Source organism: Paenibacillus sp. plas6 (assembly GCF_057221655.1).
On the sequence record NZ_CM170151.1, the window covers coordinates 4,132,115 to 4,146,885 of the forward strand.

The following is a 14,771-nucleotide window of genomic DNA, read 5'->3' on the forward strand; positions in this document are numbered from 1 at the left end:
TATTTTAGGAGGGATAAGACATGGAAATGAAATTTCACGCCACGACGATTTGTGCGGTTAGACATAATGGTAAAGGAGCAATCGCAGGCGATGGTCAAGTGACCTTTGGCAATTCCATGGTCATGAAGGGTACAGCCAAAAAAGTACGTCGTCTATACCGTGGTCAAGTAGTAGCGGGTTTTGCCGGTTCTGTTGCTGATGCGATTACCTTGTTTGAAAAATTCGAGTCAAAGCTAGAGGAGCATCATGGAAACTTACAACGTGCAGCAGTAGAGCTTGCAAAAGAATGGCGTTCTGACAGAGTGCTGCGTAAGCTTGAAGCGATGATGATCGTGATGGATAAGACGGGAATGCTGCTTATTTCTGGTAACGGTGAAATTATAGAGCCAGACGATGATATTATTGCAATAGGCTCTGGTGGCAGTTTTGCACTTTCTGCGGCTCGCGCATTGAAACGCCATGCTACAGGTATGGAAGCAAAGGAAATGGCAAAGGAAGCTCTTACAATCGCTGCAGAAATTTGTGTATATACGAATCATAATATCATTGTAGAAGAGATTGTATAGGAACACCTATTTGTATATGATAAGCTATTGGAGGCGATAGGGATGAATAACAAAGCATTGACTCCTCGTGAGATTGTTGCCGAGTTAGATAAATATATTGTAGGTCAAAAAGAAGCAAAACGTTCAGTAGCTGTGGCACTTCGTAACCGTTACCGGAGAAGTATATTGGATGAAAGCTTAAGAGATGAAATCGTGCCAAAAAATATTTTGATGATTGGTCCTACTGGTGTAGGTAAAACCGAAATCGCTCGTCGTTTAGCAAAGCTTGTAAAGGCGCCTTTTGTTAAAGTTGAGGCGACGAAGTTTACTGAGGTTGGTTATGTTGGACGTGATGTTGAATCAATGGTACGTGACCTCGTAGAGACAGCTATTCGCATGGTGAAATCTGAAAAAGTTGTTTTCGTTCAGGATGAAGCTGAAAAACTAGCGAATGAACGACTTGTTGAACTTCTCGCTCCCGCTCAAAATAAGCAAAAAGCTAGTAAAAATCCTTTTGAGATGCTATTTGGAAATATACAAGGGGAGCAAAACAACGATAAAGATAATGAGGCAGATCATGGATTAGCTGAGCGTCGCGCGAAAATACGAGAGGATTTAGCGGCAGGAAAACTTGAAGATGAAAAAGTTCTAATTGAAGTTGAGGATACAACACCTTCAATGATGGATATGTTAATGAATGGTCAAGGCATGGAAGGCATGGGAATGAATATGCAAGACTTGCTAGGCTCTCTGATGCCTAAAAAACCTAAGAAACGTTCATTGACTGTAAAAGAAGCGCGCAAGGTGTTAACACAGCAAGAAGCGAACAAACTTATCGATATGGACGAGGTTATTGTCGAATCTATTGCCCGAGCAGAGCAAAGCGGAATAATCTTTATTGATGAAATTGACAAAATTGCTGCACCTTCAAGAGGGGCTGGTCCAGATGTGTCACGCGAGGGAGTGCAAAGAGATATTTTACCGATCGTTGAAGGTTCGACAGTTATGACAAAATATGGTCCAGTTAAGACTGATTATATTTTATTCGTTGCAGCAGGAGCTTTCCATATTGCCAAGCCATCAGATCTAATTCCAGAGCTGCAAGGTCGTTTTCCAATCCGTGTCGAGTTAACCTCACTTTCAGAGGATGATTTTATTAGAATTCTTACAGAACCGCAAAATGCGCTAACTAAGCAATATACTGCGCTTCTTGAAACAGAAGGAATTAAAATCGAATTTTCTGAGGGTGCGATTAAAGAATTAGCAAAAATTGCAGCAGAGGTTAATCGAAATATGGAGAATATTGGAGCGAGACGTTTGCATACGATTTTAGAAAAGCTATTAGAGGACTTATCCTTCGAAGCTCCTGAAATGAATCTTGACCATATGACTATAACACCCGAATATGTCCAAGCAAAATTGGGCGGAATTGCAAAAGATAGAGATTTAAGTCAGTATATATTATAAAAATTGTAAATCTTCTGATAATGAACACTTCAAGGACTAGGCTACATTTTGGCAATCCTCCTTTAGTACCATTTATTAGGAGGTTGTCGATTCCTGCAAGTTATAATCGCTAGTTTCATTACAGTATTGCTGGCATAGTTTTAGGAGGAAAATTTTTGATGAGCCTATTGAATAAAACAAGAACATTGAATCGATTACTGCAACGAACTGCAGGTAAACCAGTGAGCTTTAGAGAGATGGCAGAAGTCTTGTGCACGACTTTACAGGCAAATGTGTTCGTGATTAGTCGACGAGGCAAAATATTAGGCTGTGCAGCCTTAGATGTGTATGCACATGATTATTTACGGACACTTGATGCAGATGAATTGCGCTTTTCTAGTGTAAGTAACGGCATTATTATGTGTGTCGAAGAAACAAGCACTGAAATTCCACCAAGTGCACTTCAGTCTGATCTTTTTGAAAAAATTGGGGATAACGAATTTATGACTATTGTACCAATTATTGGTGGTGGAGATCGGCATGGAACATTACTTCTGACTCGGAATTCGGGTAGTTTTACAGATGAAGATTTAGTTCTGGCTGAGTATGGAAGCACTGTGGTAGGAATGGAAATTTTACGTGAACGAAGTGAAGAAATTGAACAAGAAGCCCGCAGCAGGGCGGTTGTTTCCGTGGCAATGAACTCGCTGTCTTATAGTGAGCTTGAGGCAGTAGAGCACATTTTTGAAGAGCTTGAAGGCAAAGAAGGTTTGCTGGTAGCATCGAAAATTGCAGATCGAGTAGGAATTACTCGCTCCGTTATCGTAAATGCTCTTCGAAAATTGGAAAGCGCAGGGGTTATAGAGACCAGGTCGCTTGGAATGAAAGGAACATATATTAAAATATTAAATCATCAACTACTTCAAGAATTAGAAAAAAACAAAAATTAGTGACTTTCGTGTAAATTTCATGAATAGTAGTTGGAAAGCCCTAATGTCGAAAGAAGTTAGGGCTTTTTTCTTATTGTGCAAAATAAAATATTTGAAGATGATATAGGTATATGATTCCATCATGATTCGACGTAATATTATTTTTTTTTAATCTTTTTGTAGGAAAATAGAGGATTTTGTAATAGTAATGTTGAATAAAAGAGATTAGCAGTATTATGAAAGTGGTGAAAAAGAATGAAGCTTGTTAACAGTATGTCATTTCAGCGAATGGAATCAGCTTTATATGCTGCTGAGGCGAGACAGCGAGTAATTTCTAATAATATCGCTAACGCTGAGACACCAAATTACAAAAGATCAGAGCTAATTTTTGAGAATTTACTATCTGAGCAATTGGGTTCAGGTAAAGAAAAGATTAAAGGTAGAGTAAATCATGAGAAACATATTGCCATTGGAAAGGGTAGTTTGGGCTTGCCTAAGGCAAAATTAGTGACGGATGAAAATTCTGCAATGAATCCGTTGACTAATAACAATGTTGATCTCGATGCAGAGATGACATTGCTCGCCAAAAACCAGTTAAACTATAACTTTTATGTGCAGCAATTGAACCACGATTTTACAATGATGCGAATTGCAATAACTGGACAAAAATAACAGGAGGTAAGCATAAGTGAAAATTTCAAATGGTTTTGACATATCTGCTTCTGCTTTAACCGCAAATAGAATGCGTATGGATGTCATTTCTTCTAACATTGCTAATGCGGAAACGACAAGAGCTGCTTATGTAAATGGTGAATATGTGCCATATAAGCGTAAGATGGTTGTTATGAAATCGCAAGAGCAATCCTTCAATCAAATCTTCAATAAGACTTTGTCAGGTACAGATGCTAGCAACAAGTTCAAAGGAGTTAATGTGACAAATATCATTGAGGATACTTCCCCTTTTAAGCTAGTATATAATCCTTCCCATCCTGATGCGAATGAAGAAGGGTACGTACAAATGCCGAATGTTGACATAGCGACTGAAATGGTCGACATGATTGGTGCTGTTCGTGCTTATGAATCAAATGTAACAGCATTGAATGCTTCAAAATCTATGTTTATGAAATCATTAGAGCTTGGTAAATAAAATAATAGATTAAGATAGAGAGGATTGAGATGTTTTATGATTGAGCAGATTTCTTTATCAGGTGTAACACCTATCAGCAACAAGAATGCCATGAACGTTTCAAGCCAGGACAAAACCGGTGCTGAAATTACTAAATCTTTTGGACAATTTTTAAGTGATGCTTTAAGCAGTGTTGAAGCACAGGAAGCAAATGTCCAAAAATTAAATGATCAATATTTAGCTGGTCGCGTCGACGCTACTGAAGTATTGGTTGCAGCTAGTCAATCTCAATTAAGTTTGCAATTAACCTCAGAGATTCGTAATAAAGTAGTGGCGGCGTATCAGGAAATAATGAGAATCCAAGTTTAATTGCTTGGTACCCCCATAGAACTTGGATGAGGTGAAAACGTGAACGAAAAAGTAGCCCAATATGTAAATAAAGTTAAAAGTAGTTTTCAGCAAATGGGCAGAAAACAAAAAATATGGTTATCCGCTTCAATAGTCGGAATTATTGTTGCAGTTGTATTGGCAATTGTTATTTTTACACGTACTGAATATGAGGTAGCTTTCCAAAAACTTGATTCTACTGACTCCGCAGCAGTAATCAATTATCTTGACTCAAATGGCATTCCTTATAAATTGAATGCTTCAGGTACAGAAATTTCAATTCCTGCGAAAGATGCTGCTCGTGTAAAAATAGCAGTTGGATCAGAAGGACTAATTAAAAATGGTACACTGGGCTTTACTGAAACTTTCGGCATTGGTACAAGCTCATTAGGAACAACTGAAAATGAATTTAATGTTAAATATCAAAATGCGTTAAATGGTGAAATCCAACGCTTACTAAATGGTTTGAACGGTATTGAAAGTTCAAAAGTTTTAGTAACTCAACCAGAAAAAAGTGTGTTCTTATCAACAGAAGACGCTGAAAAAACTACTGTTGCTGCAGTGTTAAGTTTCGTCCCAGGTTATCGACCAACGCAAAAAGAAATTGATGGTTATTATAACTTGATTAAAGCTGCTGTTGGCGGTATTGATGTTAAAGATATTACAATTTCAAGTCAACAAATGGGAGAACTGCTATCTTCTGAAGCAAGTGATTTGCTCAGTGGTGGAACAAACTCTATTGAAACACAATTTAATATTCAGAAAAAATATGAGCAAGAAATTAAAAATACGATTCAACAATATTTAAGCCAAATCTACGGTGTTGATAAAATCGTAGTTAGCGTATCTAGTAGCTTGAACTTTGATAAAAAGCAAAGTCAAGAAAGTCTAGTATTGCCGCTTGAAAATAACAACAACAGCGGTATCGTAGTTAGTGAACAAATAGACACTAGCAGTAGTACAAGCGCGAATTCGAATGGTGGCGTTGTCGGAACAGGCGAAACTGATGTGCCGACGTATCAAACCAGTCAATCTGGCGGAGAAAATAGCTCCGAAAGCAATTCCACAATTCGAAACTATGATTATAACCGTATTAACAATATTATTGAATCACAAGCTTATGTAGTAAAAGATCTATCTATCAGTGTTGGTTTTGAAGCTTCTGAAATAACAAATCAAGCTGATCAAGAAGCTATTACCAACTATTTAACTAGTTTTGTTAGAAGTCAGTTAGCAAATTCAGGTCAAGATTTAACTAATGATTTGGCTGTTCAACAAAAAGTGACATTAATCTCACGTGATTTTGAAGCTGAATCAGAAACTAATGCTTCAAATAATGGATTGTCCATTGGTTGGGTAATCGGTCTTGGAGCGTTAGCATTAGTTCTAATTCTTGCAATTGTTTTCCTAGTAATGCGTCGTCGTAAAGGAAATGACGTAGAGGAAGAAATTGAAGTAGAAGATATTCCAGTACGACCTGCATATGAATCAATCGATCTTGATAACATTCAAAATGAAAGTCAAGCTCGTAAAAATCTTGAAACGCTTGCCAAACGCAAACCTGACGAATTCGTTAACTTGCTACGTACATGGCTAGTAGATGAATAGAGGTGCTTTACTTTGTCTAAAACAGCTCAAGGATTGACGGGACGTCAAAAGGCAGCCATCTTATTGATCACGCTTGGGCCTGAGGTGTCTGCGCAAATATTCAAACATTTACGTGATGATGAAATTGAACAACTTACGCTGGAAATTGCGAATGTTCGCAAAGTTGACAGCGATGATAGAGAAAACATTTTACAAGAGTTCCATCAAATTTGTATGGCTCAGCAATATATCTCCCAAGGCGGTATCGCTTATGCTAAAGAAATTTTAGATAAAGCGTTGGGTGAAGATAAGGCAAAAGAAGTACTAGCTCGACTTACAGCAACCTTGCAAGTAAGACCGTTTGATTTTGCGAGAAAAGCTGATCCAGCACAAATATTGAACTTTATTCAAAACGAGAATACACAAACAATTGCATTAGTGCTTTCTTATTTACAACCTGAACAAGCAGCGGTAATTTTATCCTCCTTACCACAGGATAAGCAAGCTGATGTAGCTAAAAGGATCGCGTTAATGGATAGTACTTCTCCAGAAGTCATTGCACAAATTGAACATATTTTGGAACAAAAGCTATCCTCTACTGTTACACAGGACTACACAAATGCTGGTGGTATCGATTCTATCGTTCAAATTTTGAATGGTGTAGACCGTGGTACAGAACGCACAATTCTAGATGCGCTTGAAATTCAAGATCCTGAGCTTGCAGAAGACATTAAGAAACGCATGTTTGTATTTGAAGACATTGTTAATATTGACAATCGCTCCATTCAACGCATTATTCGCGATGTTGAAAATGCTGACTTGCAGCTTGCGCTTAAAGTATCTAGTGAAGAAGTGCGTGAGGCTGTATTCCGAAATATGTCGAAACGGATGGCGGAATCTTTCCAAGAAGAAATGGAATTTATGGGACCTGTACGCTTACGTGATGTTGAAGAAGCACAAACTCGCATCGTAGCTATTATAAGACGACTTGAAGAGTCAGGTGAAATTATCATCGCGCGTGGCGGAGGAGATGATATAATTGTCTAATTTAATCAAGTCCTCACATGTATTAACGCTTGATGAGTATAAAAAGTTGCGCTCTAATCATCGAATTAATCAAATAATTTCTCAGGTTAACTCTGAATTGCCAGAAAAAGAAGAAGATAAACCTGATGAAGAAACGATTTCTTTACGAGATCAGATTATTAATGATGCTAAGGTAGCAGCTGATGCAAGAGTAAAGGAAGCTGCTGAAGAGTGCGAAAAAATGCTCGAGGACGCTAAAGCTCAAATTGAGGTTTGGTGGCTCGAGAAACGCAACGAAGATGAGCAGCTTCGAGCGCAGCTCCAAGAAGCTGGCTACCATGAAGGCTACAATCAAGGTCTCGCAGAGGCTGAAGCTAAAATTAGAGGCGAATGGGAGCATAATCTAGCTGAAGCTGCCACAATTCTAAAAGAAGCGTATCATACTCGCGAAAGATTAATTCAAGAAGCAGAACCTTACATTATTGAATTAAGCTGTGCAATAGCTGAAAAGATTATAGATCAACAGTTATCACTTGAGCCTCAGCTAGTGGTCGAGCTAATTACTCGCACCCTTGCGAGACGGCGTGAGCAAGGTGAAATTACACTTTGCGTAGCGCCAAGCTCCTTATCATTTGTCCAAGCTGCACGAGAGGAATTGAATGCAGCTATAGACTCGCAAGCAGAGCTTGTCATTATTCCTGATGCTTCAGTGAAAGACAAAGGCTGCGTTATTCGTTCTAAGTTTGGTAGTATTGATGCACGAATTGACACTCAGCTGTCCGAAATTAAACGTGAGCTGATGCATATCGCACATCAAAGCATTGAAGAAAGAGGTCAGGCAAATGACCAAGCTTAATATTCAAATGGATAAATATAAGGAGCATCTTAATAACATTGATCCTGTTCGTATTAACGGAAAAGTAACACAGGTCATTGGATTAACAGTTGAATCACAAGGTCCAGATGCTTCAATCGGTGATTTATGTTATATCTATCCATTAAAATCAAACAAACCATTGAAAGCTGAAGTTGTAGGCTTTCGTGAAAATAAAGTCATCCTAATGCCATTAGGTGATCTTCATTCAATTAGTCCTGGTTGTGATGTTGTCGGAACAGGGAAGCCGTTAACTGTACAAGTCGGCTCAGAATTGCTTGGCAAAGTGCTCGATGGGCTTGGTAATCCTTTAGATGGAAGTTTTCTGCCAAGCACAATGCCATCATATTCGACTCATCATACACCTGACAATCCACTTGCTCGTCCTAGGGTAACAAAGCCACTAGGTACTGGTGTAAAAGCAATTGATGGACTGCTAACTGTTGGTGAAGGTCAGCGTGTTGGTATTTTTGCTGGGTCCGGTGTTGGTAAAAGTACTTTATTAGGTATGATTGCTAGAAACACCGCGGCCGATGTCAACGTTATTGCTCTGATTGGTGAGCGCGGCCGGGAAGTGTTAGAGTTTATTGAGAAAGACCTCGGTCCAGAAGGTTTGGCTCGCTCTGTTGTAGTTGTCGCAACATCGGATCAACCTGCACTAATTCGGATGAAAGGTGCAATGATTGCTACCTCGATTGCGGAATATTTTAGAAACCGCGGCTTGAATGTGATGCTGATGATGGATTCCGTAACACGTTATGCAATGGCAATGCGTGAAGTTGGTCTTGCAATAGGTGAACCTCCAGCAACAAGAGGTTATACTCCTTCTGTATTCGCTGCACTGCCTAAACTTTTAGAGCGAGCTGGAACAAGCACTAAAGGCTCTATCACCGCCTTTTATACTGTATTAGTAGATGGCGATGATATGAATGAACCAATCGCTGACGCAGTACGCGGTATTCTTGATGGTCATATTGTGTTAAGTCGAGCATTGGCACATAAAGGACATTACCCAGCGATAGATGTTCTTGCTTCAGTCAGCCGTGTTATGAATCAAATTGTTACGGAAGAACAGTTGGATGCCGCTAATGAGCTAAAAAGATTGCTAGCAATCTATCGAGATTCAGAGGATCTAATCAATATCGGAGCTTATCAACATGGATCAAACGAACAAATTGACTTAGCAATTCAATATATCGATTTAATTAACTCATTTACAAAACAAAGAACTAACGAAAAACTAACGCTTGAACAAATTCAGCAGCAGTTAATTGCGAATTTTAGTAGGAGTTGATTATCGTAATGGCATCATTTAAATATAGCTTTCAAAAAATCGTTGATTTAAAAGAAAGTGAAAAGACACAAGCCGAATGGTTACTTTCCGATGCAATTAGTGCACTGAATGCTGAAAAGCAACAACTTAAGTATTTGAAGCAACAGCAACTGGAGTGGGAACAAAAGTTGGATAAAGCTGTGCGTGAAGCTTCTCCCTTAGGAGATATTGTTACTATTAACCAATATATCGAATATTTTACCCAGAAAATTAAGAGTAAATGTAAAGATATTTGTGCAGCTGAACAAAAAGTCGAATCTTGTAGAAACAAATTAGCAAGTAAAATGAAGGAAGAAAAGGTATGGCATAAGGCTAAAGAGCATGCGTATGCTAAATTCCAATACGATATGCTGCTTAAAGAGCAACTTGAGCTAGACGAGATGGCTACCATCCGTTTTATGTCACCTGCTCCATAAGATATTTGTGCGATAGGGGAGTGAATGGAATTGGCTGCCGTTGATGAAGAAAAGGAAGAAAGCAGTTTTATTGAGAAAGCAGTGTTTGTAATAACTCCATTATTGTTCGTAGTTGTCCTGCTGGGATTGGTTGTTACGTTTTTGAATGTAGATTTTCGTAATAAAGCTTTAGAAATCGGAAATAACATTCCAGTCATTAAAAATATATTGCCTGAGCCTACAACAAGTGCAACGGTTTCAGATGATGAACTGCGAAATGAAAAGTTTACAAAGCGAATTCAAGAGCTTGAGGCTCAACTAGCTGCAGTTCAAGAGGAATTAGAAGCAGCAACTGCCAAAACGGTAGAGCAAGAGCAAACGATAAGCAAATTAGAAGAGCAAAAAGAAGCAGCGAAACAGCAAACGACGGCAACTGCTGCAACCGATGAGGAGTATTCTGCGCGAATTCAAGAGCTAGCAAGTATGTTTTCTAAAATGACGCCAAGTAAAGCAGCGCCAATTATTCAAAGCATGACATTAGATGAAATGGCATTACTATTTAATAGTATGCGTGCTGATGACAGAGTGCGTATCATGGAGAAAATGACTCCTCAAGTTGCTGCAGATGTTACGCTTAAGTTGAAAGATATTGAAAGCTCCAAGGATTTAGAGATCGCTGCATTGCAATCTCGTATTCAAGCGTTGCAAACAGAGGGCAAAAGTGATACAAGCTCTACTCAAGTAAGCGATAGCGACTTGGCTGCTACATTTGCTGCAATGGATGCTTCTGCAGCAGCGGAATTGCTATCTAAAATGATGGATATTAGCTCCAGTAAAGTTTTAAGAGTACTTCAGGCAACAAATAGCACTGCGCGTTCTGCAATTTTAGAAGAAATGGCTGAAATAGATGAACGTTCTGCAGCAATGCTTGTAACAAAATTAATGGAAAATTGATGAAGGCCTAATACAAAGCAATAATTTACAAGATATTATCGAAAGGAGGTGAAATTATGGATGCTATGACTTTATTCAATAGTCTTTCGATGACATCTAATGCTTCACAGCTGGCAGGTAATGCTGCTAATAGCGGTAATGGTACTGTTGGAAGTGGTGAAGGTGACTTTCAAAAGCAATTATTAAATGTGATGGGGACACAAGATGCAAACAAAACAGTGCAAGGGACAACTGCTCCGACAGCAACTGTTGCTGAATCAGAGGTTGCAGATCTGCAACTGACAGAATTAATCGCATCTGAGACTAATGCCTTAGTTCAATCAATGTTGCTGGCGAATAATGCCTCCCAAATCTCATCGGAAGAACTGACTGAAGAAGGTTTGGATGCAATTATTGAACAACTGCTTGATCAACTTGACCAGTTGACAGATGCTGATTTAACTGAAGAACAGCAAAACATGCTTGCTTCATTACTACAGCAGATAAGCGCGCTTGTTGCTTTAATTCTTGGTTCAAATCATGGTGCAAAGCAAGAACCATCGTTTGATGTTGCCCATTTGATAGCTTCTGCTGATATGTCCTTTAATTCAAAAGAAACTATCAATAAATTGTCTGATCAATTGTTAGTTTTACAGCAAGCTCTGCAAACTAATGCGAATAAAGTCATTTTTGGTCAATCGGCTAATTCCTTGTTGCAGGATCAGCTTCAAGTTGTGCAAGCAAAATTAAATGAGCTTTTATCTAATGTGAAGCAAAAAAGTAATGAGCAAGCTAACAGTCAACAAGAAATTGTTGTGCCAAAGCTAACTTCTGACAGTAATGTTACTAATCATTTGCAACGTTTAACACAGGAAGCTTCATTTAATCCTGTTGCACAAAAGGTTGCAGAGTTGAATACTAATATTGCAGTACAAGCTGTTCAATCTGGACAAACAAGCCAAGCAACTGCAGCGACACAAGTTGTTGAAACTGTACAAGCTGCTGAATTGACTCAACCAGTACAAGCGTCTAACGCTGAAACTGTTCCAGTTCAAACAGCATTACCTGATTTTCATTTAAAAGCTGATAATGCGAAAGATTTTCTTCTTCAACTATCTAGAAGCACTTCTGGTTCAACAAGTGCTTATGTAATTGCAGATGAATTTGCTGAAACGATGAAAGAGCTTGTTGTTCAACGTTTCAACATTTCTAATCTGAATGGTGTAACAGAGGCGAAAATTTCACTTACTCCTGAACATCTAGGTCAAGTTGATGTGAAGCTTTCAGTGCAAAATGGAGTGCTAACAGCAATTTTCCAAACAGAAACTGCAATGGCTAAAGATGCACTAGAAAATCAAATTTTGCAGCTTCGTACTTCACTTGCTCAACAAGGGATAACAGTTGAAAAAATTGAAATATCCCAAAGTGAACTGGCTTCTGGCTTGAATCAAGGTCAAAAACAGCGTTCAAGTGGCAATCAACAAGGCCAAGAGCAATCTGGATCTGGTACGAAGGAAGAAACCTTTGAGGAAGAATTGTTGATTAATGTAGCGAGTCAACAGCTTGGCTTTGGTAGAGCTGTTAACGAAATCGTTTAATGTTAAATATTACAGACTGTGGGAGGTGAAAAATATGTCAACTCCAATCACAAGTTCACCAGTATGGCCTAACTATAGTAAAACGAATGTTGCTAAAGCTTCGACTAAATCAACTGCACTTGGTAAAGATCAATTTTTAAGTTTATTCGTTGCCCAATTAAAAAATCAGGACCCGCTATCTCCAATGGATAATACTCAGTTTGTCGCGCAAATGGCACAGTTCTCATCTGTAGAGCAATTGCTAAATATTGCAGATGAAATTAGCTTGCTAAGACAAAATATTGGAACAGCATCAAGCTTGATTGGTAAGTATGTATCGTGGCAAGAATATGATTCCAATGGACAAGTGGTTACGGGTACTGGTATTGTCGAATCAATTGTAACGAATGACAATAAACTTTATGTTGAAGTAAATGGCAAACTTGTAGGAATCGATTTTATTAATCAAATTTCAGTGAATCAAGCCAGTGAATCAAGCGATAGCTTTGAAAGTGATTCGACTCAATTAGCTTCAAATGATACACAGGAGGGCAATGAGGTGAGTGGTTCATGAACAGCGGAATAAAGGTTGGACAACTATATCCGATGCAAGTGAATCCTAACAGCTTTGTCAATAAAAGTAACACCGTTAAATCAAACTCTGCAGAAGGCAAAAAGTTTTCTGAAGTATTTGATCAGCAAATGCTAAAGTTTAGTCATCATGCAGAGATACGTATGGCACAACGAGGGATAAGCTTGCCGCAAGAGGGATTGAATCAAATTAATGAAGCAGTTACCTCGGCAGCAGAAAAAGGTGCAAAAGACTCCTTAATCATTTATCGAGATATTGCAATGATTGTCAATGTACCTACTAGAACAGTTGTCACAGCGCTAGATGGCGGCCAAATGAAAAGTAATTTATTTACTCAAATTGATAGTGCAATTATTCTTACATAGGCTGGACCTAAAAGGGAGCCTTGAGCTGCTGAACGACTGATGCAGCTTTAAACGTTAAAGGAGGATTAGGGATGCTAAGATCAATGTATTCTGGGGTTTCTGGAATGAGAGGATTCCAAACTAAGCTTGATGTAATTGGTAATAATATTGCTAACGTAAACACAATAGGCTTCAAATCAGGTCGCGTAATGTTTTCTGACATTTTGAGTCAAACCGTAAGCGGGGTTACAGCACCTGAAGAAGGAACAAGCGGGGGCGTAAATGCTAAGCAAGTTGGTCTTGGTTCCGCTATTGCATCAATCGATACAGTGCATACTGCTGGTAGTGCGATGACAACTAACGAATCGACTGATTTACGTATTAATGGTGATGGTTTCTTTGTTCTTCAAGCTGGGGATGATGGTGAACAAGTACTAACGAGAGCTGGTAACTTTAAACTAGATGCGAATCGCCAACTTGTAAATGCTGATGGTCTGTTCGTTCTTGACACTGGTGGTCAGCCAATCATTTTGGATGAAGAAATTACTTCATTTACGATCTCTCAAGATGGTTTTATTATTGGTAATACTGCAGATGGTCAAGTTGAAGGACCACAAATTGGTCTTGTTCGTGTTGCTAACCCATCTGGTCTTGAAAAACTTGGTGGTAACCTATATCGAATGACAGTAAACGCAAACCCTGAAGGTGAAATGGAAATTGTTGCACCAAATGATGCTGAACTAGGTACTGGTGCAATTATCTCCGGACAGCTTGAAATGTCTAACGTTGACTTAACAAGCGAGTTTACGGAAATGATCGTAGCGCAACGTGGCTTCCAAGCAAACTCACGAATTGTTACAACCTCAGATGAAGTTTTGCAAGAAGTAGTTAATTTGAAGCGCTAAGTTAAATAGTAAGCTAGGAGGGGGAATCCCTTCCTAGCCATTAGGAGGAAGCGATGATTACTGTAACGAGAATTAATGGTCAGTCTGTTACAATTAACGCATTGCTTATAGAATCAGTTGAAGAAGCTGCAAATACAGTAATAACTTTAACTACTGGCAATAAAATTGTTGTGAAAGAAACTACGGCTGAAATTATTGAATTAAATAATAAGTTTTTACAATCAATTGGACTTGTTGCAGCTTCACAAAAGAGTGAACAGAAAAAGGAGCATTAGCGATGAAAAAGATGCTACCATGGTTAATAACCATATTATTATCTATTACTTTGATTGCAGTGGTAGGCATTGTTGTGTATAAAACGATGTTTGATGATGCTTCCACGGCAAATGCTGAAAATGAGCCTGTAAAAGTTGAAGTGCTTAGTGCAGAAGAACGCGTTGAGGTAACTTCAGTATTAACAGATTTCCGTAGAAATTTAAAAGATCCTAAAGATTTAGTTATCATTAATTTCGCTTTCCAATTAGATAGTGCTAAAGCTAAGGAAAGCTTTGATCAAATCATGGAAATTGAAATTAAACCTATTATAAGCAGAACACTTGCTGATATGACCGCAGAAGAATTAAACGGCTCTCAGGGTGAGGATGCTTTAGAATCGAAGCTGTTAAATTTAATTAATCCGATTCTGCCTAAAGGAAAACTAGTAAAAGTAGAAATTACTGATTTTATGATTACTAGAATCTAGTTTTTGAAATTCCTCCAAGGAGGTGAGAGA

General features: G+C 38.5%; 18 protein-coding genes. All 18 read left to right on the top strand.

Annotation, left to right across the window (positions count from 1 at the left end):
* The first annotated feature begins 20 nt into the window (after positions 1–20).
* Positions 21–566: an ATP-dependent protease subunit HslV gene (hslV, locus tag AC2TDL_RS18275; RefSeq protein ID WP_484697488.1), complete on the top strand. Its 546-nt coding sequence runs from the start codon at positions 21–23 to the stop codon at positions 564–566.
* Positions 567–608: 42 nt separating this feature from the next.
* The gene (gene hslU, locus AC2TDL_RS18280; RefSeq protein ID WP_484697489.1) at positions 609–2,012 is read left to right on the top strand and encodes an ATP-dependent protease ATPase subunit HslU; all 1,404 of its coding nucleotides are present in this window, start codon (positions 609–611) and stop codon (positions 2,010–2,012) included.
* Positions 2,013–2,170: 158 nt separating this feature from the next.
* Positions 2,171–2,941, top strand: a complete 771-nt coding sequence (gene codY / locus AC2TDL_RS18285; RefSeq protein ID WP_484697490.1) for a GTP-sensing pleiotropic transcriptional regulator CodY — start codon at positions 2,171–2,173, stop codon at positions 2,939–2,941.
* Positions 2,942–3,175: 234 nt separating this feature from the next.
* The gene (gene flgB / locus AC2TDL_RS18290) at positions 3,176–3,592 is read left to right on the top strand and encodes a flagellar basal body rod protein FlgB (protein ID WP_484697491.1); all 417 of its coding nucleotides are present in this window, start codon (positions 3,176–3,178) and stop codon (positions 3,590–3,592) included.
* Between the two features lie 16 nt (positions 3,593–3,608).
* The gene (gene flgC / locus AC2TDL_RS18295; RefSeq protein WP_484697492.1) at positions 3,609–4,067 is read left to right on the top strand and encodes a flagellar basal body rod protein FlgC; all 459 of its coding nucleotides are present in this window, start codon (positions 3,609–3,611) and stop codon (positions 4,065–4,067) included.
* A 36-nt stretch (positions 4,068–4,103) separates the two neighbouring features.
* Entirely contained in the window at positions 4,104–4,415 is a 312-nt protein-coding gene (fliE, locus tag AC2TDL_RS18300; RefSeq protein ID WP_484697493.1) for a flagellar hook-basal body complex protein FliE, read from the top strand.
* 39 nt (positions 4,416–4,454) lie between these two features.
* Entirely contained in the window at positions 4,455–6,041 is a 1,587-nt protein-coding gene (gene fliF, locus AC2TDL_RS18305) for a flagellar basal-body MS-ring/collar protein FliF (RefSeq protein ID WP_484697494.1), read from the top strand.
* A 12-nt stretch (positions 6,042–6,053) separates the two neighbouring features.
* Positions 6,054–7,067, top strand: coding sequence for a flagellar motor switch protein FliG (gene fliG / locus AC2TDL_RS18310; protein WP_484697495.1), 1,014 nt, complete (start codon positions 6,054–6,056; stop codon positions 7,065–7,067).
* Positions 7,060–7,902 carry a FliH/SctL family protein gene (locus tag AC2TDL_RS18315; protein WP_484697496.1) on the top strand — a complete coding sequence of 281 codons (843 nt, stop codon included), beginning with the start codon at positions 7,060–7,062 and terminating at the stop codon, positions 7,900–7,902. Before fliG ends, AC2TDL_RS18315 begins: the two co-directional genes overlap by 8 nt.
* Positions 7,889–9,214, top strand: coding sequence for a flagellar protein export ATPase FliI (fliI, locus tag AC2TDL_RS18320; protein WP_484697497.1), 1,326 nt, complete (start codon positions 7,889–7,891; stop codon positions 9,212–9,214). The genes AC2TDL_RS18315 and fliI overlap by 14 nt, the downstream gene beginning before the upstream one ends.
* Before the next feature lie 8 nt (positions 9,215–9,222).
* A complete protein-coding gene (gene fliJ, locus AC2TDL_RS18325; RefSeq protein WP_484697498.1) occupies positions 9,223–9,669 on the top strand; it encodes a flagellar export protein FliJ in 447 nt (148 codons plus the stop codon).
* 24 nt (positions 9,670–9,693) lie between these two features.
* On the top strand, positions 9,694–10,602 hold the full coding sequence (locus AC2TDL_RS18330; RefSeq protein WP_484697499.1) for a MotE family protein: 909 nt from the start codon (positions 9,694–9,696) through the stop codon (positions 10,600–10,602).
* 56 nt (positions 10,603–10,658) lie between these two features.
* On the top strand, positions 10,659–12,179 hold the full coding sequence (locus AC2TDL_RS18335) for a flagellar hook-length control protein FliK (RefSeq protein ID WP_484697500.1): 1,521 nt from the start codon (positions 10,659–10,661) through the stop codon (positions 12,177–12,179).
* Positions 12,180–12,213: 34 nt separating this feature from the next.
* Positions 12,214–12,732, top strand: a complete 519-nt coding sequence (locus tag AC2TDL_RS18340; protein ID WP_484697501.1) for a flagellar hook capping FlgD N-terminal domain-containing protein — start codon at positions 12,214–12,216, stop codon at positions 12,730–12,732.
* The gene (locus AC2TDL_RS18345) at positions 12,729–13,115 is read left to right on the top strand and encodes a TIGR02530 family flagellar biosynthesis protein (RefSeq protein ID WP_484697502.1); all 387 of its coding nucleotides are present in this window, start codon (positions 12,729–12,731) and stop codon (positions 13,113–13,115) included. The genes AC2TDL_RS18340 and AC2TDL_RS18345 overlap by 4 nt, the downstream gene beginning before the upstream one ends.
* A gap of 71 nt (positions 13,116–13,186) precedes the next feature.
* A complete protein-coding gene (gene flgG / locus AC2TDL_RS18350; RefSeq protein ID WP_484697503.1) occupies positions 13,187–13,999 on the top strand; it encodes a flagellar basal body rod protein FlgG in 813 nt (270 codons plus the stop codon).
* A 53-nt stretch (positions 14,000–14,052) separates the two neighbouring features.
* Positions 14,053–14,274 carry a flagellar FlbD family protein gene (locus AC2TDL_RS18355; protein ID WP_484697504.1) on the top strand — a complete coding sequence of 74 codons (222 nt, stop codon included), beginning with the start codon at positions 14,053–14,055 and terminating at the stop codon, positions 14,272–14,274.
* Between the two features lie 2 nt (positions 14,275–14,276).
* Positions 14,277–14,741, top strand: a complete 465-nt coding sequence (locus AC2TDL_RS18360; RefSeq protein WP_484697505.1) for a flagellar basal body-associated FliL family protein — start codon at positions 14,277–14,279, stop codon at positions 14,739–14,741.
* The last annotated feature ends 30 nt before the right edge of the window (positions 14,742–14,771 follow it).